Raw genomic sequence first — 22,919 nt, 5'->3', positions numbered from 1 at the left:
ATTCGGCACCATGGCGTGAGTGCCATGGATGCCCGACGCCCGCAAATCATGGCAGCGTCGCACCGGCATTTGATGAACAATTGTTGAAACTCGCTCAATGAAGCGTTGATTTAAATTGGGTCCTGCGTCGATTGCCGTGACATCCCGACGGCCTATGGTTCGGTCCGAACATCGAATCTCGAAGGATGCTGGACCATGACCTACACCCCCGCCGCCGATCGCTATGCCGGCGCGATGCCTTATCGCCGCTGCGGGGCGAGCGGCATCGACCTGCCGCTCGTCTCCCTCGGCCTCTGGCAGAATTTCGGCGGTACCGACGTGTTCGAGACCGGCCGGGCGATCCTGCGCCGGGCCTTCGACCGCGGCGTGACCCATTTCGATCTCGCCAATAATTACGGCCCGCCGCCCGGTTCGGCCGAGCAGATGTTCGGTCGTGTCCTCGCCGCCGATTTCCGCGCCCATCGCGACGAGCTGATCATCTCAACCAAGGCGGGATGGGACATGTGGCCGGGCCCCTATGGCGGGGTCGGCGGCAGCCGGAAATACCTGGTCGCCAGTCTCGACCAGTCGCTGCGGCGCATGGGGCTGGATTATGTCGACATCTTCTATTCCCACCGGGTCGATCCCACCACGCCGCTGGAGGAGACCATGGGCGCGCTCGCCCAGCTCCACCGCCAGGGCAAGGCGCTCTATATCGGCATCTCCTCCTATTCGCCGGCGCTGACGCGCAAGGCGGCGGCGCTGCTGGCGGAGGAGCGGGTGCCGCTGTTCATCCACCAGCCCAATTACTCGATGCTGAGCCGGTGGATCGAGGACGAGCTGCTCGACACCCTGGCCGACCTCGGCAGTGGCTGCATCGCCTTCTCGCCGCTGGCGCAGGGCCTGCTGACCTCGAAATATTTGTCCGGCGTGCCGGAGGGTGCCCGCGCGGTGAAGCAGGTCTCGTTCAAGGCATCGATGCTGAGCGAGGACAACCTGTCGCGCATCCGGGCGCTGAACGACATTGCCCGGGCCCGCGGCCAGACGCTGGCGCAGATGGCGATCGCCTGGGTGCTGCGCGATCCGCGGGTGACGTCGGCGCTGATCGGCGCGCGTACCGTCGAGCAGCTGGACAATTCGCTGGATGCGGTGGCGCAGCTCGGCTTTGCCGATGAGGAACTGGCCGCCATCGACCGCTATGCGAAGGACGGCGGCACCGACCTGTGGCGGGTTTCCTCGACGCTCTGATGGAGAAGGGCGAAGCCCTCAGGAAGCCGCTTCCTTGACCGCGAGCAAGGGCGGCGTCCGGTCGGTCCATCGCGTCGCCTGATGATATTGGTGGCCGATCGCCAGCACTCTGGCATCGGCCCCCGTCGGGCCGATGATCTGCATGCCCGTCGGCAGCCCCTGCGGACCGAAGCCGCAGGGGACGGCGAGGGAGGGCAGCCCGATCAGGCTGACCGGCACCACAATCTCCATCCAGCGGTGATAGGTGTCCATGCCGTGGCCGTTGATCGTCTGCGGCCAGCGCCACTCTGCCGGGAAAGGCCATACCTGCGCCGAGGGCATGACCAGCACGTCATATTGCGTGAACAGCGCCGCGGCGCGGGCGTACCAGCGTGAGCGGGTGAGGCTGGCGGCATAGACCTGCGCGGCGGTGATGTTCTGCCCGGATTCGATTTCCCAGACGGTTTCCGGCTTCAGCTGGGCGCGCTTGGCGGCATCGGCCCACAGCGCGCCCTTCGAGCCGTTGTTGAGGAAGCCGCGCAGATGGGTCCAGGCCGTCCAGAGCTCCCCGGCCGGGAAGGGCGGGGGCAGCACATCGACGCGGGCGCCGAGCGCCTCGAACACGGCGAGCCCATCCAGGCACAGGTCGAGAATGCCCGGCTCGCAACGATAGGCGCCGTTCCAGTCGCCGAGCCAGCCGACCCGAAGCCCGGACATGTCGATATCGAGCCGTGCGGCATAGGACGTTGCCGGCCGGCTAAAGGGCACGTCCGGGTTCTCGCCGGCCAGCGTTTCCAACAGCCGGGCGAGATCCTCGACGGTCCGCGCCATCGGCCCGTCGGTCGCCAGGGTTGCCATGAAGGTGTCGCCCTCGGCATCGCCGGGGACGAGGCCCCAGCTTGGCCGGAAGCCGTAGACATTGCAGAAGGCGGCGGGGTTGCGCAGGCTGCCCATCATGTCGGAGCCGTCCGCCAGCGGCACCATGCGCGCCGCCAGTGCCGCCGCCGCGCCCCCCGACGAGCCCCCGGCCGAGCGGGTAGGGTCATAGGGATTGCGCGTGACGCCGAACACCGGATTGAAGCTGTGGCTGCCATGGCCCCATTCCGGGGTGTTGGTCTTGCCGGTCAGGATGGCGCCGGCGGCCCGCAGCCGTGCGGCGAGCAGGTCGTCCTGCTGCGGTACGAAGTCGCGATGCAGCGGCGAGCCGAAAGTGGTGCGAATGCCGCGGACGCAGACGAGATCCTTTACCGCCAGCGGCAAACCGTGCAGCCAGCCGGTCGGGGCTGTCTCGTCCAGCGCCACCGCTTCCGCCATCAGCGCGTCCGGGTCGCGGGGGGAGACGATGGCGTTGACCACCGCATTGGCCGCCGGCAGGCGCGCCAGATAGGCCGCCATCACCTCGGACGGCTTCACCTGCCTGGTCGCGATCAGCTGCGATAGCGCGGTCGCGGTCAGATCCATCAGCGACATCGATTCCCCCGCCTCTCCGACGGCCGCCGCTTCACCGGAAAGCCGCATGCCGTTGCGCGTCTACAAACCGGTTGTCGTCGAGCAAATCAAGCGTGCCGCAACTGGAGCGACCGTCCCGATCCGGCGTCCGCTCACTGTCGATTCGACACGATGAACTCCTTGGCCCAGTCGCCCTTCACGAAGCGCGGCCCCATCTCGTCGTTGACTTCCGGCGTGCGGGTATCGACCTGCCCGGTCCAGCCGCCGCCCAGCGCCTTGTTGAGCAGAATATAGTCGGTTGTGATGGCGACCTGGCTCTGGAGATAGGAATCCTCGGCGGAATAGAGCGAGCGCTCGGCATCCAGCACGTCGAGGAAGCTGGTGGAGCCCGACTGATAGAGCGTGCGGGCCAGCGTCGTCGCCTTGCGATAGGAACTGGCGGAGGAGGCGAGGCTGCGGCTCCTCCGGCGCTCGAAGTGCAGCGCCACGCTGGCATTCTCCACGTCCTGCAGCGCCGTCAGAACGGCGGCGCGATAGGCGAGGAAGGATTCGTCGCGATAGGCCTGGGCGTAGTCCACCGCCGCTTTCAGCTGGCCGGCATTGAAGATCGGCACGCTCAGGCTCGGACCGAAGCTCCAGCTTATGCTCGAGCTTTTCGCGAGGTCCCCGAGCTTGGTGCTGGAGGTCGAGACGTCGCCGACCAGGCTGATATCCGGATAGCGTGCGGCTTCCGCCTGGCCGATCTGGGCGGTGGACTGCGCCAGCTGGCGTTCCGCGAGCCGGACGTCCGGCCGCGAGAGCAGCACATTGGCGGGTACCCCGCGCGGGACCGGCTGGCGGGGCGAGGGGATCGGCGCGCTGCGCTTCATCAGGTCGTTGAGCGTCGAAGGCGGCTGGCCGAGCAGGATCGAGAGCTGGTTCACCGTCTGCTGATAGGAGGATTCGAGGTTGGGAATGTCCGCCTCGGTGCTTGCCGCCAGCCCTTCCGCGTTGGACACGTCGACCGCCGAGGCCGATCCGGCCTCCAGCTTGGTGCGGGTCAGCGAGGCGGTCTCGCGCTGGGAGGCCGCGGTGCGGCGCGCGAGCGCGATCCGCGCCTGATAGCCGCGTGCCTCGACATAATAGGTCGTGACATCGCCGACGAGCGTGAGCAACGTGTTGCGCAGGGTTTCCTCGGAAGCATCGAGACCATAGGTCGCCGCCTCGGCGGCCCGCCGGTTCTCGCCGAAGAGATCGAGCTCCCAACTGGCATCCAGCCCCAGCTGGAAGGAATCGAACGGCCCGGCCACGGTGATGTCGCCGCTGCCCGCCGAGACGTTGCTGCCATTGTCGGAGCGGGTGTAGGCGCCGTTTCCGGTCACCACCGGCGCCAGCGCGGCAAGTGCCTGACGGCGCGTCGCCCGCGCCTGCCGCACCCGCGCCTTGGCGGTGGCGACGTCGAGATTGCCGGCGACCGCCGCCTCGACGAGGCCGTTGAGGGTCTTGTCGTTCAGGCGTTCCCACCAGCGGGCGAGATCCGGAGGACGATTATCCGGCTCGCTGCCATTGGCGATGAGGGAGGTTTTCGTCGCTCCCCAGCTGCCGGGGAGCTGGAGCTTGGGTGCCTGGTAGTCGGGTCCGACCGCGCAGCCGCCGAGCAGGCCGGCAAGCAGCCCGGCGCCGACGAGCCGGGCAACGGGGCCACCAAGGATGCCACGGTTTGGACGAGGCGGGATCATCATGGAATTACCTGAGCCAGCAGCATGTCTGAGAAAAGAGGGTTCAGCCGGGATGCACATTGGTCGCGTCGGGCTCCGAAGGAGAGAGGCCGGGTGCCGGCGCCTGGCTTTTGCCGCGGAAGATGCGGCGGACCGCGATGAACAGCAGCGGAACGAAGAAAATGCCGAGCACGGTTGCCGCGATCATGCCGCCCATCACGCCGATGCCGATGGCGTTCTGCGCCCCCGAGCCGGCGCCGCTGGCGATGGCGAGCGGTGTCACGCCCAGGATGAAGGCGAAGGAGGTCATCAGGATCGGCCGCAGCCGCTGGCGGGCGGCATCGAGCGTGGCCTCGACCAGCCCCATGCCGTGCGCCTGCCGCTCGATGGCGAACTCCACGATGAGGATCGCATTCTTCGCCGCGAGGCCGATGGTGGTGAGCAGGCCAACCTTGAAATAGACGTCGTTGGACTGGCCGAACAAATGCGCGCCGGCAAGGGCGCCGAAGATGCCGATCGGCACGGAAAGCATGACCGCGAACGGGATCGACCAGCTTTCATAGAGCGCGGCGAGGCACAGGAACACCACCAGCCCGGAGATCAGGTAGAGCGCTGTGGCCTGGTTGGCCGACAGCCGCTCCTGGTTGGACAGGCCGGTCCATTCATGGCCGTAGCCGGCGGGAAGCCCGGCGACGATGTCGTCGATCGCCGCCATGGCGTCGCCCGAGCTCACGCCCTGTGCCGCCTGTCCCTGGATTTCCACCGCCGATGAGCCGTTGAACCTTTCAAGCCGCGGCGAGCCGAACAGCCATCGGGACGAGGCGAAGGAGGAGAAGGGCACCATCACGCCGTCGCCGTTGCGGACATGCCATTTGGCGAGGTCCTCCGGCTGCATGCGGAAGTCTGCTGCCGATTGGAGATAGACCTTCTTCACCCGGCCGCGGTCGATGAAATCGTTGACATAGTCGCTGCCCCAGGCGGTGGAGAGGGTGTCGTTGATGTCGGCGAGCGACACGCCGAGAGCGCTTGCCTTCTCCTGGTCGATGTCGACGACGAATTGCGGCTCGTCCTCCTGCCCGTTGGGGCGGGTGTTGGCGAGGCGCGGATCCGCCGCCGCCTTGGCGAGCAGCGCGTTGCGGGTGGCGATAAGCGTCTCGTGGCCGGCGCCGTTGATGTCCTGCAGGTAGAAGCTGAAGCCGTTGGAGTTGCCCATGCCCTGGATGGCGGGCGGCGCCAGCGCGAACACCATGGCGTCGCGGAATTTGGCGAATGCCCCCATGGCGCGGCCGGCGACGGCGCTTGCCGACAATTGTGCCGAGCTGCGCTCGTCGAAGGGGCGCATGCGCAGGAAGGCGAGGCCGACATTCTGTCCCTGGCCGCCAAAACCGAAGCCGTTGACGGTGAACACGCCCTCGACCGCCTCCTTCTCGTCTTCGAGATAATGCCGCGCCACCTCGTCCAGCACTTTCTGGGTACGGTCGGCGGTGGCGCCGACGGGAAGCTGGACGCTGGTGATGAGAATGCCCTGGTCTTCCTGCGGCAGGAAGGAGGAGGGCAGCCGCGCGAACATCCAGCCGGTGGCGACGGTGATGGCGAGGAAGACCACCAGGAAGCGCGCCGAGCGGGCGACGATGCCGGCGGTGCCGTTGCGATAGGCGTTGGCGCCCCGGTCGAAGCCGCGGTTGAACCAGCCGGCGAAGCCCTTCTGCTTGGCGTGGGGTTTCGGCGCGCGCAGGATGGTGGCGCACAGGGCGGGGGTGAGGATCAACGCAACCGCCACCGACAGCACCATTGCGGTGACGATGGTGACGGAGAACTGCCGGTAGATGATGCCGACCGAGCCGCCGAAGAAGGCCATCGGCACGAACACCGCCGACAGCACGGTGGCGATGCCGACCAGCGCGCCGGTGATCTCGGCCATGGACTTGCGGGTGGCCTCCCGCGGCGAGAGACCTTCCTCCTCCATCACCCGCTCGACGTTTTCGACGACGACGATGGCATCGTCGACCAGCAGGCCGATCGCCAGCACCATGGCGAACATGGTCAGCGTGTTGATCGAGTAGCCCAGCATCGCCAGCACGCCGAAGGTGCCGAGCAGCACCACCGGAACGGCCAGCGTCGGAATGATGGTGGCGCGGATGTTCTGGAGGAAGACCAGCATCACCACGAAGACCAGCACGATGGCCTCGATGAGCGTGCGCACCACCTCCTCGATGGACAGCACCACGAAGGGGGTGGTGTCGTAGGGATAGACGACCTCCAGCCCTTCCGGGAAGGTGCCGGAGAGGCGCTCGATGGTCGCCTTCACCGCCTCCGCCGTCGAGATGGCGTTCGCCCCGGTGGCGAGGTTGACCGCCAGCCCGGCGGCGGGCTTGCCGTTGAACTTCGACGAGGTGGTGTAGCTCTCGGCGCCGAGCTCGACCGTGGCGACGTCGTTGAGCCGCACTAGCGAGCCGTCCGTCCCGCTCTTGAGGATGATGTTGCGGAACTGCTCGGCGGTCTGCAGGCGGCTGCGCGCGGTGACGGTGGCGTTGAGCTGCTGGCCCCTGCTCTGCGGCAAGCCGCCGAGCTGGCCGGCGGAAACCTGGGTGTTCTGCGCCTCGAGCGCGGAGGACACGTCGCTCGGCATCAGCTGGTACATGGCGAGCTTGTCCGGATCGAGCCAGATCCGCATCGCGTAGCCGGAGCCGAACAGCTGGGTCGAGCCGACGCCGGCTACCCGCTTCAGCGTGTCGTTGAGTGTCGAGTCGACATAGTCGGCGAGGTCGACGGAGGACATCTGTCCGTTGGTCGAGACGAAGCCGATCACCATCAGGAAGCCGTCGGAGGCCTTGTCGACCTCGATGCCGCTGGTCTGGACGATGGTCGGCAGCTGCGAGGTGACCAGCTGCAGCTTGTTCTGCACCTGCATCTGCGCCACGTCGGGATCGGCGGCACTGGTAAAGGTGAGGGTGATCGACGCCTGGCCGGTCGAGGTCGAGGTTGCCGACATGTAGTCGAGATTGTCGATACCGGTCATGCCCTGCTCGATGATCTTGGTCACCGAGTTCTCGACCGTCTGGGCGTCCGCGCCGGGATAGCTGGCGGTGATGCGCACCGTGGTCGGGGCGATCTGCGGGTATTGCGCGATTGGCAGGCTGTTCAGGGCCAGCAGGCCACCCAGCATGACCAATATGGCGATGACCCAGGCGAAGACCGGGCGGTCGATGAAAAAGCGGGACATGGGTGCCGGGCCTCAGTTGGGTGTCGTCGTCGACGCACCCGCCGAACCGGGGGTGGCGCGATCCGCCGCGGCGGAGCTGGCGGCGGAAGCGGGCGGGGAGCTCTCCTGGCCGCGTTCGCGCACCTCGCCGGTGGTTTCGTCGACGATCACGTCGACGGCGGTCGCCGGCTGCCCGACCTTGGCGAACTGGCTGCCCTCGACGACCACCCGGTCGCCATCCTTGACACCGGCTTCCACCAGCCAGTTGCTGCCGACGCTGCGCCCGACCGAGAGCACCCGCTGCTCGACCTTGCCATCGGCATTCACCACCAGCGCCACCGGCTCGCCCTTGGTGTTGCGCGTCACGCCGCGCTGCGGCACCAGGAAGCTGTTCGGGGCGACGCCCTCCTCGACCTGGGCGCGCACATACATGCCGGGCAGCAGCAACCGATCCGGATTGGGGAACTGCGCCCGTACGCCGAAGGTGCCGGTGGTCTCGTCGACATAGGCGGAAGCGAACTCCAGCCGGCCGGGATGCGGATAGAGGGTGCCATTGTCGAGCTTCAACCGCACCTGCACGTTGTCGCCGCTGATCTTGATGCGGCCATCCTTGATCGACTGGCGCAGGTTGAGCAGATTTGTGCTCGACTGGGTGACGTCGACATTGATCGGATCGAGCGTGCGGATGGTTGTCAGCGCGGTGTCCTGGCTTGCGGTCACCAGCGCTCCCGGGGTCAGCGACGACTTGTCGATGCGCCCGCCGATCGGTGCGGTGATCCGCGTGTGGTCGAGGTTGATCTTCGCCGTGTCGACGCTGGCCTTTGCCGAGGCGACATCCGCCTTGGCCTGGGCGAGCGAGGCGGTGGCGTCGTCATAGTCCTGCTTGCTCACGGCGTTCTGCTTGATGAGGCCCTGATAGCGCTCGACCTTGGCTTCGGCGCTCGGCACCGCGGCCTCCGCCTTCTGCAGGGCGGCGAGCGCACTGTCATACGCGGCCTGATAGCTGGCGGGATCGATCTGGTAGAGCGCGTCGCCGGCCTTCACCTCGCTGCCCTCCTGGAAGAGCCGCTCCTTGATGATGCCGCCGACCTGCGGGCGCACTTCCGCAATGAGCGATGCCGTGGTGCGCCCCGGCAGCTCGGCGGTGATGGCGACCGACTGCGGATGCACCGTCACCACGCCGAGCTGGGGCCGGTTCTGGGCGCCGGCACCCGGCGGCGCCGAGGCGTTTTGTCCGTCGCAACCGGTCAGCAACACAAGAAGGAGACCGGATACCGGCAGGAGCGCCGATCGTGCCGCGTTGATCACGGGAACATTCCTATTTAAGATACTTTACAGTATCCATATTATCGATCCCTCGCTCCTGTCAATCGCCTGCCTCAGACGGCGATGGCTGTCGCGGCAGCAAATTGTATTATGATACCTATCACGCCCTTACGGCCTCCCGCGGCTGGCTTGAGGGTCGCGAGCCGGTCGATGTCGCATGCGTGTCCGATTGCGCATCAGGGATTCGGCAGCGTTGTGAACGCGTGCTGGCGCCGCCGCTGGATGATCTCCCCTGGCGTCCTGCCAAAGACTATTGGACGGCCGGCGACTTTCGACCCATAGAACGGAAAACGATTGGGAGGAGCGTCGCCAATGGAACGTCCCGCAGAGGGGCCGCTCACCGGAATCCGCGTCGTCGAGCTCGGCAACCTGATCGCCGCGCCGTTCGCCGCGCGGCTGATGGCGGAATTCGGCGCCGAGGTCATCAAGGTCGAGGCGCCCGGCGAGGGCGACCCGCTGCGCAAATGGCGCAAGCTGCACGAGGGCACCTCGCTGTGGTGGTACCTGCAATCGCGCAACAAGAAGTCGGTCGCCGTCAATATGCGCCTGCCCGAGGGCCAGGAGGTGGTACGGCGGCTGGTGCGCGATGCCGATGTGCTGATCGAGAATTTCCGCCCCGGTACGCTGGAGCGCTGGGGGCTGGGTTGGGAGGCGCTGAAGGCGATCAATCCCAATCTGGTGATGGTGCGCATCTCCGGCTTCGGGCAGGACGGGCCCTATCGCGAGCGCCCCGGCTTCGGCGCGGTGGGCGAGGCGATGGGCGGCATGCGCTTCACCACCGGCGAGCCGGACCGGCCGCCGGCGCGCACCGGCATCTCGATCGGCGATTCGCTCGCCGCCCTGCATGCCGTGATGGGCGCGCTGATGGCGCTGCTCGCCATCAAGTCGGGGCGCGGGGCCGGGCAGGTGGTCGACGTCTCGCTGTATGAGAGCGTCTTCAACATGATGGAGAGCCTGGTCCCGGAATACGACCTGTTCGATTTCGTGCGCGCCCGCTCGGGCGGCTCGCTGCCGGGCATCGCGCCGTCCAACTCCTATCCCACCGCCGAGGGCAGCTATGTCATCGTCGCCGGCAATGGCGACGGCATCTTCAAGCGGCTGATGACGGCGATCGGTCGCGAGGACCTCGCCAATGATCCGCGCCTCGCCTCCAATGACGGACGGGTGGCGCATGTGGAGGAAATCGACGGCACCATCGCGGCCTGGACGAGCCGCCACTCGCTCGACGAGGTGACGGCCGCGCTCGATGCCGCCGAGGTGCCGAACGGGCGCATCTATTCGGTGGCCGACATCGTCGCCGACCCGCAGTTCCTTTCCCGCGACATGATCCTGCCCTCGACGCTGCCGGATGGGACGCAGGTGAAGATGCCCGGCATCGTGCCGAAGCTGTCGGATACGCCGGGCGGGGTGAGCTGGCTGGGTCCGAAGCTCGGCGAGCACACCGCGCCGGTGCTGGCCTCGCTGGGCTATTCGGCCGAGGAGATCGAGGCGCTGGTCGCCGGCGGCGCGGTGGCCAGGGGAGATGCCGCATCGGGAGACGCGGCATGAGTGGGGCGGAGGTTCCCGCGCGCGTCCACATCCAGGAAGTGGTGACGCGCGACGGCCTGCAGATCGAGCCGCGCTTCCTGCCCACCGAGCAGAAGATCGCGCTGATCGATGCGCTGTCCGACACCGGGGTCGCCAAGATCGAGGTGACCTCCTTCGTTTCGCCGAAAGCGGTGCCGAACCTTGCCGATGCCGCGGAGGTGGCGCGGGGGATCAGGCGCCGGCCGGATGTCGTCTATGTCGCGCTGGTGCCGAACCTGCGCGGCGCGCAGGAGGCGATCGCCGCCGGGATGGACGAGCTCAACCTCGTCATGTCGGTGAGCGAGACCCACAACCTCGCCAATATGCGCATGACGCCGGCGCAGTCGCTCGACGGTTTCCGCGCCATCACCGCCGCGGCGGCGGGATCGCCGGCGCGCCTGAACGGCTCCATCGCCACCGCCTTCGGCTGCCCGTTTGAAGGGGCGCAGCCGGAGGACAAGGTGCTGGCGCTGGCGGAACGCTATCTCGAGGCCGGGCTGCATTCGGTCACGCTGGCCGACACCACCGGCATGGCCAATCCCCGCCAGGTGGCGCGCCTGGTCGCCGCGTTCCGCGCCCGGTTCGGCACGGTGCCGCTGACGCTGCATTTCCATAATACGCGCGGCATGGGCCTCGCCAATGCGCTCGCGGCGCTGGATGCCGGCGCGGATCGCTTAGACGCCTCGCTGGGCGGTATCGGCGGCTGCCCTTTCGCGCCGGGGGCAACCGGCAACATCTCCACCGAGGACCTGGTGCACATGCTGGAGGAGATGGGCGTGCCGACCGGCGTCGATCTCGGACGCCTCATAAGTCTTGCTCAGGGGCTGCCGGCGCGGCTCGGCCATGACATACCCGGGCAGGTGGCGAAGGCCGGGCGGAGCGGCGACCTGCATCCCGCACCGCCGGGCCTGTGCCGCACCGTGCCATAACAACACCAAAGCCATGGGAGGACAGGACATGGAAACCGCGCTGCAGCGGACCCCTGCCGAGGGGCTGGCGCCGACAGCGGCCGTCGCCCCGCTGGCGGTGGCGCTCGACGATATCAGCATCAGCTTCGGCATTGCCGGCGGCCCGATCTACAAGGCGGTGGCGCCGACCTCGCTGCATGTGCGCGAGGGCGAGTTCGTCGCCATTGTCGGCCCCACCGGCTGCGGCAAGTCGACCCTGCTCAACGCCACCGCCGGCCTGCTGCGGCCGGCGGGCGGGCGGGTGAGCATCTTCGGCGCGGCGCTGGACGGCCTCAACGCCAAGGCCGGCTATCTCTTCCAGCAGGACGCGCTGATGCCCTGGAAGACCGCGCTCGACAATGTGGCGATCGCGCTGGAAATCGGGGGAACCCGGCGCGCCGACGCTCTGGCGCAGGCGCAGGACTGGCTGCGGAAGGTCGGGCTCGCCCGCTTCGCCGACCGCTACCCGCACCAACTCTCCGGCGGGCAGCGCAAGCGCGTCGGTCTGGCCCAGGTGCTGGTGCGCGGCCCGAAGATCCTGTTGATGGACGAGCCCTTCGGCCCGCTCGACGCCCAGACCCGGCAGATCATGGGCACATTGCTGTTGAAGCTCTGGGCGCAGGACCGCAAGGCGGTGCTGTTCGTCACCCACGACCTCGAGGAGGCTATCGCGCTGTCCGATCGCGTTGTCATCATGTCGGCCGGCCCGGAGGCGCGGATCATCGGTGACTTTCCGATCGACCTCGCCCGCCCGCGCGACACCGCCGACATCCGGCTGGACCCGCGCTTCCACCAGCTGCACCGCGACATCTGGAACCAGCTCAAGGCCGAGGTCGCCAAGACCTATGGCGAGGAGATGACCTCGTGAAGATTCACCCCGCCAAGCTGCTGTTGCTGCAGATCCTCGTCGCCGTGGCCGTGCTCGCCCTCTGGCAGATCGGCGCCACCGTGCCGATCGGCGGCGACTATTTGCTGCCCGAGTTCTTTTTCTCCAAGCCGGGCGACGTCATCGCGCGGGTGGTGCAGCTGTTCGTTTCCGGCACGATCTGGAAGCATCTCTGGATCACGCTGACCGAGACCGTGCTGGCCTTCATCATCGGCTCGGTCGGCGGCGTCGTCATCGGCTTCTGGTTCGCCCGCAAGCCGATGGTCGCGGCGGTGTTCGATCCCTATGTGAAGATGGTCAATGCGCTGCCGCGCGTGGTGCTGGCGCCGATCTTCATGCTGTGGCTCGGGCTGGGCATCTGGTCCAAGGTGGCGCTGGGCGTCACGCTGGTGTTCTTCATCGTGTTCTTCAACGTCTATCAGGGCGTGAAGGAAGTCAGCCCGGTGGTGCTGGCAAATGCCCGCATGATGGGCATGAACGAGCGGCAGCTGTTCCGCAACGTGTACTGGCCCTCGGCGATGTCGTGGATGTTCTCCTCGCTGCACACCGCTGTCGGCTTTGCGCTGGTCGGCGCGGTGGTCGGCGAATATCTCGGCTCGGCCGCCGGGCTCGGCTATCTCATCCATCAGGCCGAAGGGGTGTTCGACGTGACCGGCGTGTTCGCCGGCATGTTCATCCTCGCGGCCTTCGTGCTCGTCATCGACTGGGGCGTGACCCGGGTCGAGCGACGCCTGCTCGTCTGGCGGCCGCAATCCGCCAGCGAACAGAACTGAGACGTCATTCGATAAGAAACGGGAGGAAACCAAATGAAGATGCGTACCCTGCTCGTCGCGGCGAGTCTTTTGTTTCCCGCGCTTGGCGCAGCGCAGGCGGGCGAGATCGAGAAGCCGAACCTCACTCTCGGCGTCGGTGGCAAGCCGTTGCTCTATTATCTGCCGCTGACGCTGGCCGAGCAGCTCGGCTACTTCAAGGATGAGGGGCTCACGGTCGAGATCAACGATTTCGGCGGCGGCGCCAAGTCGCTGCAGGCGCTGATCGGCGGCTCGGTGGATGCCGTCACCGGCGCCTATGAGCACACCATCCGCATGCAGCAGAAGAAGCAGGACATCCGCGCGGTGATCGACCTCGGCCGCTATCCCGGCATCGTCGTCGCCGTGACCAAGGACAAGGCCGACAGCATCAAGTCGCCGGCCGACTTCAAGGGCAAGAAGATCGGCGTGACGGCGCCGGGCTCCTCGACCTACATCCTGGTGCAGTATCTGATGGCGAAGGACAAGCTGACGCCGGAGGACGCCTCGTTCATCGGAGTGGGCGGCGGCGCCTCGGCGGTCGCGGCGGTGCAGAAGGGCGAGATCGACGTGATCTCCCACCTCGATCCGGTGATCTCCAAGCTGGAGGACATGGGCGCGATCAAGGTGCTGGTGGATACCCGCACCACGGAGGGCACCCAGCAGGTGTTCGGCGGCATGAACCCCGCCGCGGTGCTCTATTTCAAGGAAAGCTTCATCAAGGCCAATCCGAACACGGTGCAGGCGCTGACCAACGCTTTCTACAAGACGCTGAAATGGCTGGAGAAGGCGACGCCTGAACAGGTGGCGGCGACGGTGCCGCAGGAATACTGGCTGGGCGACAAGGCGCTCTACATCAAGGCGTTCAACGCCTCGCGCGAATCCTTTTCGACCGACGGCAATATCGATGAAGCGAGCATGAAGAGCGCTCTCAACCTGATCACCACGACCGATCCCAGCCTCGACGCGGCGGCCATTGATCTTTCCAAGACCTTTGACGGCTCGTTCCTCGCCAAGGCCAAAGGCCAGTAGGGCTTCGGCCGACGGCCGTGCCGGTCCACGGATCGGCACGGCCGGGTGGTATGGTCCAATTCAAGGCCTTCCGCATGGCGCATGCGGAAGGCCTTGAATCGTAGCCGCCGCGCGGAAGTAGCCAGCCGGCGGCCGGAGCGGTGGAAGCTGCGGTCGAGTGGCAGCATTCGCCCTGCATCGCGCGGACGATGTCGGCAATCTCTGCGCGCATCCGCCGGCGCGATTCGCGGCGCCATGGCTTCGGGACGGCGGCGCCTCGCGCGCCGCGCCGCATGCGGGCCCAGCGCCTACGCGAAGCGGGTCGCTGCGGTTCCCGCCCACATGCCGGTCGCCAGCGCACATGAGGCGTTCGGGCCCGCCCCCGCGGGACGCCGTCCTGTTCAAGGGGCGAGCCGCAATCTCCATCATGCCCCGAGCGAGCGGACGACCGAAGACCCGATCCTGCAGCAGGCCATCGAGATCCGCCGGTTCGCGGTCGCGATCTTTGGCGTAGGCTATTCCGGCGGGGAGGAGCCGATGGGCGCGGGCACCTTCCCCGGCCGATGCAGCAGGGTGAGCGACAAAAAGGCGCCGACCCAGGAGCCGACGGCCGCGAAGATCACATAAACCCAGTTCTCGGTGTAGCTGATCACCGCGAAGGACGAGAGCATGTACCAGACGCTCGACCAATTGGCAGCAGAGAGCCGCTTGCGCGCTACCACGGCCGATGTGAAAGCCACGTAGCAGGCGTCTGTCGCAGCCGTGGCGACGAAGACGGCGAGCGCGACAAACGGGTCAAGGGCGAAGAAGGCAGCCAGGAGATGTTGCATGGGCGACCCCAAGGGGGAAGTGATCGGACGATCCACCTCCTCATCATGAAGCAGGCATGGACCTGAGCAATGCGGGGTTCTGCCGAACACGGGTCAGCATTTGGTCACCGGCTCGACGTTAGGTACGCCGCCGGGAGTCACTACGGATGCGCTGCTTCCCGCGGGCGTCCCCGACTTAATTTCAATCAATCAGCCAAATGAATTGGCGGATCGCGAGCGACCACGAAGAGAACTATGTGTTCGCTTTAGCCCTATGACGCATGCTGAGCGCTCCCGAAGGGGTTCGGGCAGGTTCTCCCCATTCGTCACCGGGCTTGCTCCCTGCTCCGAAAGGATTGCCGTTTCGGCCGTGAGTTAAGGGTGAATTCCGATCACCCTGAGGGTCCAGTCACGTCAGCGCATCAATCCGATGCGAACCGCAGCGTGCCAAATGGGCTCGATGAGCAGGTTGGAGAGCACGACCCGAACGAGATGGAAGCCGAGTACAAGAGCCACCGGAGCATCCAAAGCGCGTGCTGTGAGGGACATTTCTGGCATTCCGCCGGGCGCCATGCCGAGGATCACGGCGGCGAGCGGCAGCCCCGAGAGCCATGCCACCCCCGTCGCGAGGACCGCGAGCGCTGCGGCGAGTGCCATGGTCGAGACGACCGATGCCACCAGCAGGTGCCACGACCGCATCAAGAAAGAGCGGGTGAGCTTGCTGCCGAGCGCGGCGCCGAGCACCACCTGGGCGGCGTCGATCATCGCCACCGGCACGCCGGATGGCAGGGCGTCGAATGAGCACAGCGCTACCGCCATGAAGCACGGCATGATCATCCACGGATTGGTCAGACGCAGCCAGCGGCCGATCTGCGCGCAGACGAAACCTGCCGCCAGCAGGCCCGCAAGGGCGAGATAATGCACCAGTGGCACGTCTGAATTCATCGGAAATTCGCCATGCTGGGAGATGTTCGCCAGCGCGAGCAATGGCGGAATCGTCAGCACGACCACCACGAGGCGTATCGACTGCGTGAAGGTGACGGTCGCGACATCCGCGCCGATGCGCTCGGCCTGGATCGCCATCACGATCACCCCGCCGGGAACCGCGCAGTAATATCCGGTCTTGAGATCAGTACCTGCCAGCTTGGCGAAGAGCTGGCTAAACACCACGCCGACGCAGATAGTTAGCACGCCCGCGAGCATGACGATCGGCATGGCCGACGCGACGGCGGTCAGAATCGCTGGCGTGAAGCTCTGTCCGAGCCCGAGCCCAAGCACCATCAGCGCCAGCGGTCGCGTACCGGGCCAGACGAGTCCGGGCGTGAACCAGACCTGCACCGCGGATGCGATCATGGCGCCGATCATCCAAGGCAGCGGCAGATGGATGCAACTGGCGAGGAACCCGCCCAGTGTGCCTATGGCGAGCGTGAGCGCGCCGCGGGCCGCCGTGGCAAGAATCATGCTTCCACGGGTGTTGCCGGAGGGATCGGCGACATCTTCGCCCACGGAATCGGTCACGCAAATCTCCTGCGTGCGAACGCGTCCAGCGCCTGCACGACTTGCTCATTCAGCGTCGAGAGAAGGACGAGGCTTGCCTGCCGCCTCAGCTCACTTCGGCCAGGGTGAGGTCGAGCAATGCCTTCACGCGGCTGACTAGATCGTTAATCTCGGCCTCGGTGATGATCAGCGCCGGCGAAAATGCCAGACGGTTGCCGACATGCCGCAGAATGAGGTCCTGCTTCAGCGCGTTGGCTTCCAGCTTGGCAGGCAGGCCGACGCTTGCGGGGAACATTGCGCGCGTCTTCTTGTCGGCCACCACCTCGACGCCGGCGATCAGGCCGCAGCCCGCCACGTCGCCGACCAGCGGGTGATCCTTCAGTGCACCAAGCCCACCGAGGAAGATCGGCTCCATCGCCTTCACATGACCGATCATGTCGATCTCGTCATAGATCTTGAGGGTCTCGATCGCGACGGCTGCCGCCACGGGATGGCCGGCATAGGTAAAGCCGTGCACGAACCGTCCGTTGCGGTCGCTCTGGATCTTCATGCCTTCGAAGATGCGGTCATTGATCAGCACGGCGGAGATCGGTTGCATGGCCGCCGACAGCGCCTTGGCGCAGGTGATAATATCGGGCGTCAGCGAGAAGGTCTGCGAGCCCCACATATTGCCAGTGCGGCCGAAGCCGCAGATCACCTCGTCCGCGACGAACAGGATGTCGTATTTGCGCAGGATCGCCTGCACCTTCTCGAAGTAGCCCTTCGGCGGCAGGACCGCGCCGGAGCCGCCGACGACCGGATCGGCCCAGAAGGCGGCAATCGTCTCCGGCCCCTCCTCGAGGATCAACTGTTCGAGGCTGTCCGCCAGGCGCTGCGAGAACTGCTCCTCGCTCTCGCCATCGACGTGATGGCGGTAGTAATAGGGCATGTCGGTGTAGAGGAAGCCCGGGAACGGCAGGCCAAATCCGGCGTGGAATTCCGGCTTGCCGGTCAGGCACACATCGATGGTGGTCGAGCCATGATAGGATCCCTTGCGGGAGATGATCTTGCGCTTTTCCGGCTTGTCGACGGCGTTCCAGTAGTACCACACCAGCTTGACGGCGGTGTCGTTCGCCTCCGATCCCGAGCATTGCAGCAGCACCTTCGACATCGGACAGGGCGTGAGGGCCAGTAGCCTCTCGGAAAGCTCGATGGCAGCACTGTGAGATGCCCCACGGAAGATCTGGTAGTAGCCCAGATTCTTCATCGCATCATAGGCAACCTGGGCCAGACGCTCGACGCCGAACCCCAGCGAAGCGCACCACAGACCCGCGGCCGCGTCGAAATATTCGCGTCCGTCCTCATCATAGACGAACAGCCCTTTCCCGCGGGTGAAAATTTCCGGCCCTTTTTCAAGGTGGGCGCGCACATTCGTATGCGGATGAAGGACCGCGGCAATGTCACGGGCGAAGGGACTGTTGGCCTCAAAGTGCTTCATCGTGGTTCCCGAATTCAAAGGCGCCTAAACCAGCATTTCCAGTCTTTCCATCATTCTATTAGATAGAACGATAAATCGTTGAATAGAATGTCCGCTTCGGCTAACGTCGTCAAGCCGAAGCGGCACGAGTTGGGCCTGAAAGGAGCTGGCGCTATGGAAATCTGGGAAAATTACATCGACGGCGCCTATGTGCCCCCGCGCTCCGGCGCCTATCTCGATTGCGACAATCCCTTCTCCGGAGAGATCTGGGGCCGGGTCCCGCGCTCCGCGGATGAGGATGTAGCGATTGCCGTCGCGGCCGCTTCGCGAGCCTTCCGTGAGGGTCCGTGGAGCGTGATGACCGCGCCGGCGCGCGCGGCGCTGATGCGTCGCCTCGGCGATCTCATCGCGGCGCATGTCGACGAATTGGCCGCCATCGAAGTGCGCGACAACGGCAAGACCTATCGCGAGATGAAGGCGCAGGTCGGCCGTATTCCCGAGTGGTATTATTTCTACGCTGGCCTTGCCGACAAGATTGCCGGCGAGGTGCTGCCCACCGACCGGCCGGACCATCTCAGTTATACTCGGCGTGAGCCGCTGGGCGTCATCGGCATGATCACTCCGTGGAATTCGCCGCTCAACCTGCTGGCCTGGAAGCTGGCCCCGGCGCTGGCGACCGGCAATACGGCGGTTATCAAGCCTTCCGAATTCACCTCGGCCTCGGCGCTGCGCTTTGCAGGGCTTGTGGGCGAGGCGGGGTTTCCCGCGGGGGTCGTCAACGTCGTCACCGGCCTGGGTGGGGAGGCCGGCAAGGCGTTGGTGAACCATCCCGACGTCGTGAAGCTCGCATTTACCGGCGGTGTGGATGGCGGCCTTGCCGTCTACGCCTCGGCCGCCGGGCAGCTCAAGCCGGTCATCTTGGAGCTTGGCGGCAAGTCGCCGAACATCGTGTTTGAGGATGCCAATCTCGACAATGCCGCGCAAGGCGCCGTCGCGGCCATCTTCGCGTCGGGCGGCCAGAGCTGCATCGCCGGCTCCCGCCTGCTGGTCCAGCGCTCGATCTATGACACCTTCGTGCCGCGCGTCGTCGAACTGACCGGCAGGATCCGGCTCGGCGACCCGATGGACCCGGCCACCCATATCGGCCCCGTGGCCAACAAGCCCCAGTTCGATCGCATTCTTCAGCGCATCGCATTGGGCAAGAGCGAGGGCGCACATGTCGCCTGTGGCGGCGTCCCCGCCACGCGCCCCGGACTTGGCAAGGGACTGTTCGTCGAGCCGACCATCTTCACCGAGGTCGACAACAATATGCGCATCGCTCAGGAAGAAGTGTTCGGCCCGGTACTGTGCGTCATACCCTTCGAGGATGAGGCCGACGCCCTTCGCATCGCCAACGATGTTCGCTTCGGCCTCGGGTCGGCGCTGTGGACCCAGGACGTCAACCGGGTGCATCGCGTCGCCGCGAAGCTTCAGGCAGGAACGGTGTGGGTGAACACCTATCGCGCAAGCTCGAACATCACGCCCTTTGGCGGCTACAAGATGTCGGGTCTCGGCCGCGAGGGCGGGGCCGACATGATTCACGAATATCTCCAGACCAAGAGCGTGCTTCTGAATTTGAGCGGGAAGTACACTTCACCCTTCGATCTATAGGGTTAGGAAAGCTTCATGTGTCCGGTCATCGTCAACCAACTCGGGCCCGAGATCGGCAAACGCCTTGCCGCCCACCCGTCGCGGCCGGTGGTCGTCGATGACGAGACACCGGCCGCGCCCTGGGAGGTCGATCCGAGAGCCGACATCCTGCTGACGCGTGCCTTTCCGGCATGGCGTGCCGCCCCGATGGAGACACCCGCCGGCTGGCCCGGTAATTTGCGATGGGTTCAGACCATGTCGGCGGGCATGGACGCCTATCCGAAGTGGATGTGGTCCGGCACCGTCGTCAGTTCGGGGCGCGGCGTCGCAGCCGTGCCCATCGCCGAATATGTCATGGCGGCCATGCTGGCGCGGGAGAAGCGGATCGAATCCATCTCAGCCCATGCGCCGGAGGACTGGAAGGAGATCAAGCTGGGCAGGCTCGAGGGAGCGACCCTCGGCCTGATCGGCTACGGCGCCATTGGCCGGGCCATCGCGCGTCGCGCGGCCGCCTTCGACATGCGCATTCTGGCAGTGCGCCGCGGCCCCTGGACCGAGCAGGAGGCATCCGTCGAGCCCTGCACACTTCAGGACATGATCGGCCAGGCCGATCATGTCGTCGTCGCCCTGCCCTCGACTGCGGAGACGCACCACATTATCAATGCGAGCGTGCTCGCACTGGCGAAACCAGGGCTGCACCTCATCAATGTGGGGCGCGGCGATCTTGTCGACCAGCAGGCGTTGCTCGCAGCGCTCAACGCGGGCCGCGTGGGCTTCGCGACCTTGGATGTGACCGATCCCGAGCCGCTTCCGGCCGGTCATCCGCTCTACAATCATCCCCGCGCACGCATCACACCGCATATATCCTGGTCGGACCCGGCCTTTCTCGAGCGCCTCGGGAGCAAGATCACGATCAATCTGGACCGCTACCAGGCTAGGCTACCCTTGTTTGACGTGATCGAACCGGGTCGCGACTACTGATAGTCGATCATAGAAGGATCCGCCCAAGGCACCGGTCAGATCACTCGCGGCCTGTATGACCAGCGGCTTCATGTCGTCGATGGCCTGAGGAGTAAAACGCGTGCGTGGCCCGGATAGGGTGACGGCGCCCACGAGGCCCTGCGCTGCCCCGAACACCGGCGCGGCAATCCCCGCAATATCAGGGCCACGCTCGCCAAGCGAGACGATCGGCAGCCGGCCGAGCTGCCCCTCCGAGGCCGGGCGCGTCCCGTCCACGTCGGAGAACTCCGACAGCACATGTCCCGGTGCGCCCTTGTCGAGGCCCACGGCCTCGCCTTCCGGCACGTGCTCGCGCAAGACCTGCGAGGAATCCTCGCGAAACAGGCAGATCCGAATATTTCCCTCGCGCCGGAAAAACGACCCGCTCTCTCCGGTGCGAAGCACCAGCGCGCGCAGTACCGGGCGAACGATCGGTTCGAGCCGAAGGCTACGCTGATAGAGGTGCCCCAGCCGAAAGGTTTGTGGGCCGACCATATAGTTTTTGTCGGCGGTCGCGACGATCAGGCCAGCATTCTGCAGTGAGATGAGCAGACGCAAGGCCGTGCTCTTCACATATCCGCTGCGCTGGCTGATCTCGCCCAGGGAGAGTTTCGGAGTTTCTGTGGTGAAGAGGGACAGGATGTGAAGAGCCTTGTCGACGGCTTCGACACCTTTGGTCTTAAGCGTGACCTCACTCAAATTGCTTCCTCCTACTGCTTATCGTTGCAGCGCATGGCGCTTTGATCAGTCTCGTTCCGCTAAAAACTCGCCCATCGGAAGGCCCCTCTGCGCAAATATCGTGCAAGGGCAATCTGCGGGCAGGATGACACTTGACACTTCGTCAAACGATTTTCATTCTGTACAGCAATACACCGTTCTATTCAATGGAATTTTATGATCCTAGATGACGCCGGAAGCCGTGCAGCATTGTGGCTCCCCCATCACGGCGTCGCCAGTACTGAGGTTCTTGTCCCCATCCGTTCACCCAAGGACACACCGTAATGTCCCATATGAAATATCCAACCTCCTCCGCGATGGAGACCGTGCTGGCGGCTCAGGCCTTCAACCGCCGCACTTTTCTGAAGGGTGCCGTCGGCGGCGGCATCGCTGCGGTGGCTAGCCCCTATATAGTCGGCAATGCGTTTGCGACCTCTGGCGAACTCAGCGTGCTCACGTGGAGCGACGAGTTGCCCGATCCGGTCCTGCCGGAATTCACCAAAAAAACCGGCATCAAGATCAAGACCACCCCGTTCTCGCAGAACGAGGAGCAGATCAATAAGCTGCAGGCCACCGACGGCGAAGGCTTCGACCTGTGTATGCCCTCTTTCAGCCGCGCCCCCGAGTTCCGCGAGCTGGAGATTCTGGCGCCGCTCGACACCTCCAAGCTTCACCTGGACGCCCTTCTCCCGACGATGCTCGCCGGCTCGACCAGCCTCTGGACCTGGGACGACAAGCTTTACCACGTGCCGCATTGCTGGGGCACCGAAGCCATTTCCTGGCGCACCGACAAGACCTCGCTCGAGTACAAGGATCTGAGCTACGGGACCCTCTGGTCGCCGGAGTACAAAGGCAAGATGCAGGGCCGTCCGCACTCGCTGCTGCTCGGCATCGGGCTATGGTGGGATGCGACGGGCAAGCTGCCCTCGAACCGCATGCGAGACAGCTATAAGGACGAGGCCTCGGCCCGTCGGATCTATGACGAGATCACCAAATACGCGATCGAGAACAAGGCGCAGATCAAGCAGTTCTGGAACGGCGCCGACAACACCAAATCTGGATTCATGGACAATGGCTGCGTCATCGGCCAGACTTGGGACGGCCCGCCGCTGGCATTGAAGAAGCTGGGGCGGCCGATCAACTTTATGGCGCCGCAGGAAGGTGCCATCACCTGGATCGACGGCTGGTCGCTGACCAAAGGCGCCAAGAATCTCGACCAGGCCTATGCCTTCATCAATTTCCTGCACACGCCAGAAGTCTCCGCCATGATCTCGAATGGCTCCGGTTACAACCCGGTGGTGAAGGGCGCGGACGCCTATCTTTCCGAGGCGACCAAGCAGAACTTCGCGGATGCCTATCCGGGCGATGCATTGGACAAGCTCTGGCTGCGCCCGCCGGATACCTCCTGGTACACCCAGATCCGCAACGAATACGCCGAACGATTCAAGGCGGCGTGACCTCCACGCTTCGCACGGTGCGAGCCGTCCTCTGAAAGGCGCGCCGCGGTGCATGAAGGTGGGGCGTCATCTGAACGGTGCCCCACCAATCTCTCGCCAACCCATTATTTGCGTGTAGGAAAATTGCATGGCCGCCGCCGTTGAGCTTGAAGGCGTGAATGTGACGTTCGGTGATTTCGTCGCCGTGAAGGACGCCAACCTCACCATCGAGCCGGGCGAGTTCTTCTCCTTCCTCGGCCCGTCCGGATGCGGCAAGACCACGCTGCTGCGCGCCATT

General features: G+C 65.5%; 18 protein-coding genes. 10 read left to right on the top strand and 8 right to left on the bottom strand.

Annotated features, from left to right (window positions below):
- Positions 1 to 195 precede the first annotated feature (195 nt).
- Complete coding sequence (gene mgrA, locus KHC24_RS16145) at positions 196 to 1,227, top strand: L-glyceraldehyde 3-phosphate reductase (protein ID WP_213364353.1); 1,032 nt, start codon at positions 196 to 198, stop codon at positions 1,225 to 1,227.
- Between the two features lie 18 nt (positions 1,228 to 1,245).
- Here mgrA and KHC24_RS16140 read toward each other — a convergent pair whose 3' ends face one another.
- From KHC24_RS16140 to KHC24_RS16125, 4 genes are all read right to left on the bottom strand, one after another.
- Positions 1,246 to 2,676: an amidase gene (locus tag KHC24_RS16140; RefSeq protein ID WP_213364352.1), complete on the bottom strand. Its 1,431-nt coding sequence runs from the start codon at positions 2,674 to 2,676 to the stop codon at positions 1,246 to 1,248.
- A 131-nt stretch (positions 2,677 to 2,807) separates the two neighbouring features.
- Positions 2,808 to 4,376, bottom strand: a complete 1,569-nt coding sequence (locus KHC24_RS16135) for an efflux transporter outer membrane subunit (RefSeq protein ID WP_246547040.1) — start codon at positions 4,374 to 4,376, stop codon at positions 2,808 to 2,810.
- A 40-nt stretch (positions 4,377 to 4,416) separates the two neighbouring features.
- Entirely contained in the window at positions 4,417 to 7,575 is a 3,159-nt protein-coding gene (locus tag KHC24_RS16130; protein WP_213364351.1) for an efflux RND transporter permease subunit, read from the bottom strand.
- 12 nt (positions 7,576 to 7,587) lie between these two features.
- Positions 7,588 to 8,862 carry an efflux RND transporter periplasmic adaptor subunit gene (locus KHC24_RS16125; protein ID WP_213364350.1) on the bottom strand — a complete coding sequence of 425 codons (1,275 nt, stop codon included), beginning with the start codon at positions 8,860 to 8,862 and terminating at the stop codon, positions 7,588 to 7,590.
- A 330-nt stretch (positions 8,863 to 9,192) separates the two neighbouring features.
- On the opposite strand from KHC24_RS16125, the gene KHC24_RS16120 reads away from it, so the two are divergent.
- From KHC24_RS16120 to KHC24_RS16100, 5 genes are read left to right on the top strand one after another with little or no spacing between them, the layout of a single operon-like run.
- Entirely contained in the window at positions 9,193 to 10,428 is a 1,236-nt protein-coding gene (locus KHC24_RS16120) for a CaiB/BaiF CoA transferase family protein (RefSeq protein ID WP_213364349.1), read from the top strand.
- Positions 10,425 to 11,375: a hydroxymethylglutaryl-CoA lyase gene (locus KHC24_RS16115; RefSeq protein ID WP_213364348.1), complete on the top strand. Its 951-nt coding sequence runs from the start codon at positions 10,425 to 10,427 to the stop codon at positions 11,373 to 11,375. Before KHC24_RS16120 ends, KHC24_RS16115 begins: the two co-directional genes overlap by 4 nt.
- Positions 11,376 to 11,403: 28 nt before the next feature.
- Complete coding sequence (locus tag KHC24_RS16110) at positions 11,404 to 12,261, top strand: ABC transporter ATP-binding protein (protein ID WP_213364347.1); 858 nt, start codon at positions 11,404 to 11,406, stop codon at positions 12,259 to 12,261.
- A 2-nt stretch (positions 12,262 to 12,263) separates the two neighbouring features.
- The gene (locus KHC24_RS16105) at positions 12,264 to 13,052 is read left to right on the top strand and encodes an ABC transporter permease (RefSeq protein ID WP_213364373.1); all 789 of its coding nucleotides are present in this window, start codon (positions 12,264 to 12,266) and stop codon (positions 13,050 to 13,052) included.
- Positions 13,053 to 13,085: 33 nt separating this feature from the next.
- The gene (locus KHC24_RS16100) at positions 13,086 to 14,099 is read left to right on the top strand and encodes an ABC transporter substrate-binding protein (protein WP_213364346.1); all 1,014 of its coding nucleotides are present in this window, start codon (positions 13,086 to 13,088) and stop codon (positions 14,097 to 14,099) included.
- A 494-nt stretch (positions 14,100 to 14,593) separates the two neighbouring features.
- Here KHC24_RS16100 and KHC24_RS16095 read toward each other — a convergent pair whose 3' ends face one another.
- The 3 genes from KHC24_RS16095 to KHC24_RS16085 form a co-directional block, all read right to left on the bottom strand.
- The gene (locus KHC24_RS16095) at positions 14,594 to 14,908 is read right to left on the bottom strand and encodes a hypothetical protein (RefSeq protein ID WP_213364345.1); all 315 of its coding nucleotides are present in this window, start codon (positions 14,906 to 14,908) and stop codon (positions 14,594 to 14,596) included.
- Positions 14,909 to 15,301: 393 nt separating this feature from the next.
- Positions 15,302 to 16,405, bottom strand: coding sequence for an AbrB family transcriptional regulator (locus KHC24_RS16090; protein WP_213364344.1), 1,104 nt, complete (start codon positions 16,403 to 16,405; stop codon positions 15,302 to 15,304).
- Between the two features lie 85 nt (positions 16,406 to 16,490).
- Positions 16,491 to 17,861: an aminotransferase gene (locus KHC24_RS16085; protein WP_213364343.1), complete on the bottom strand. Its 1,371-nt coding sequence runs from the start codon at positions 17,859 to 17,861 to the stop codon at positions 16,491 to 16,493.
- A gap of 153 nt (positions 17,862 to 18,014) precedes the next feature.
- On the opposite strand from KHC24_RS16085, the gene KHC24_RS16080 reads away from it, so the two are divergent.
- Entirely contained in the window at positions 18,015 to 19,490 is a 1,476-nt protein-coding gene (locus KHC24_RS16080; protein WP_213364342.1) for an aldehyde dehydrogenase, read from the top strand.
- Between the two features lie 15 nt (positions 19,491 to 19,505).
- Positions 19,506 to 20,450 carry an NAD(P)-dependent oxidoreductase gene (locus tag KHC24_RS16075; RefSeq protein WP_213364341.1) on the top strand — a complete coding sequence of 315 codons (945 nt, stop codon included), beginning with the start codon at positions 19,506 to 19,508 and terminating at the stop codon, positions 20,448 to 20,450.
- Here the strand turns inward: KHC24_RS16075 and KHC24_RS16070 are convergent.
- Complete coding sequence (locus KHC24_RS16070) at positions 20,409 to 21,167, bottom strand: IclR family transcriptional regulator (protein WP_213364340.1); 759 nt, start codon at positions 21,165 to 21,167, stop codon at positions 20,409 to 20,411. The genes KHC24_RS16075 and KHC24_RS16070 overlap by 42 nt on opposite strands.
- Positions 21,168 to 21,502: 335 nt before the next feature.
- On the opposite strand from KHC24_RS16070, the gene KHC24_RS16065 reads away from it, so the two are divergent.
- Entirely contained in the window at positions 21,503 to 22,642 is a 1,140-nt protein-coding gene (locus KHC24_RS16065) for an extracellular solute-binding protein (RefSeq protein WP_246547038.1), read from the top strand.
- Between the two features lie 127 nt (positions 22,643 to 22,769).
- A partial coding sequence (locus KHC24_RS16060; RefSeq protein WP_213364372.1) for an ATP-binding cassette domain-containing protein occupies positions 22,770 to 22,919 on the top strand: 150 nt, incomplete at its 3' end.

It is taken from the genome of Ancylobacter defluvii (genome assembly GCF_018390605.1).
Lineage (GTDB): Bacteria > Pseudomonadota > Alphaproteobacteria > Rhizobiales > Xanthobacteraceae > Ancylobacter > Ancylobacter defluvii.
Note: the sequence above shows the minus strand (reverse complement) of the source record. Positions and strands in the feature narration are given on the sequence as shown.

Bases quoted from the DNA above. Each gene is read 5' to 3' on its own strand.
- KHC24_RS16100 (WP_213364346.1), top strand. From the start codon at position 13,086: ATGAAGATGCGTACCCTGCTCGTCGCGGCGAGTCTTTTGTTTCCCGCG.
- mgrA (WP_213364353.1), top strand. From the start codon at position 196: ATGACCTACACCCCCGCCGCCGATCGCTATGCCGGCGCGATGCCTTAT.
- KHC24_RS16085 (WP_213364343.1), bottom strand. From the start codon at position 17,861: ATGAAGCACTTTGAGGCCAACAGTCCCTTCGCCCGTGACATTGCCGCG.
- KHC24_RS16135 (WP_246547040.1), bottom strand. From the start codon at position 4,376: ATGATGATCCCGCCTCGTCCAAACCGTGGCATCCTTGGTGGCCCCGTT.
- KHC24_RS16130 (WP_213364351.1), bottom strand. From the start codon at position 7,575: ATGTCCCGCTTTTTCATCGACCGCCCGGTCTTCGCCTGGGTCATCGCC.
- KHC24_RS16110 (WP_213364347.1), top strand. From the start codon at position 11,404: ATGGAAACCGCGCTGCAGCGGACCCCTGCCGAGGGGCTGGCGCCGACA.
- KHC24_RS16080 (WP_213364342.1), top strand. From the start codon at position 18,015: ATGGAAATCTGGGAAAATTACATCGACGGCGCCTATGTGCCCCCGCGC.
- KHC24_RS16095 (WP_213364345.1), bottom strand. From the start codon at position 14,908: ATGCAACATCTCCTGGCTGCCTTCTTCGCCCTTGACCCGTTTGTCGCG.
- KHC24_RS16075 (WP_213364341.1), top strand. From the start codon at position 19,506: ATGTGTCCGGTCATCGTCAACCAACTCGGGCCCGAGATCGGCAAACGC.
- KHC24_RS16120 (WP_213364349.1), top strand. From the start codon at position 9,193: ATGGAACGTCCCGCAGAGGGGCCGCTCACCGGAATCCGCGTCGTCGAG.
- KHC24_RS16140 (WP_213364352.1), bottom strand. From the start codon at position 2,676: ATGTCGCTGATGGATCTGACCGCGACCGCGCTATCGCAGCTGATCGCG.
- KHC24_RS16065 (WP_246547038.1), top strand. From the start codon at position 21,503: ATGGAGACCGTGCTGGCGGCTCAGGCCTTCAACCGCCGCACTTTTCTG.
- KHC24_RS16115 (WP_213364348.1), top strand. From the start codon at position 10,425: ATGAGTGGGGCGGAGGTTCCCGCGCGCGTCCACATCCAGGAAGTGGTG.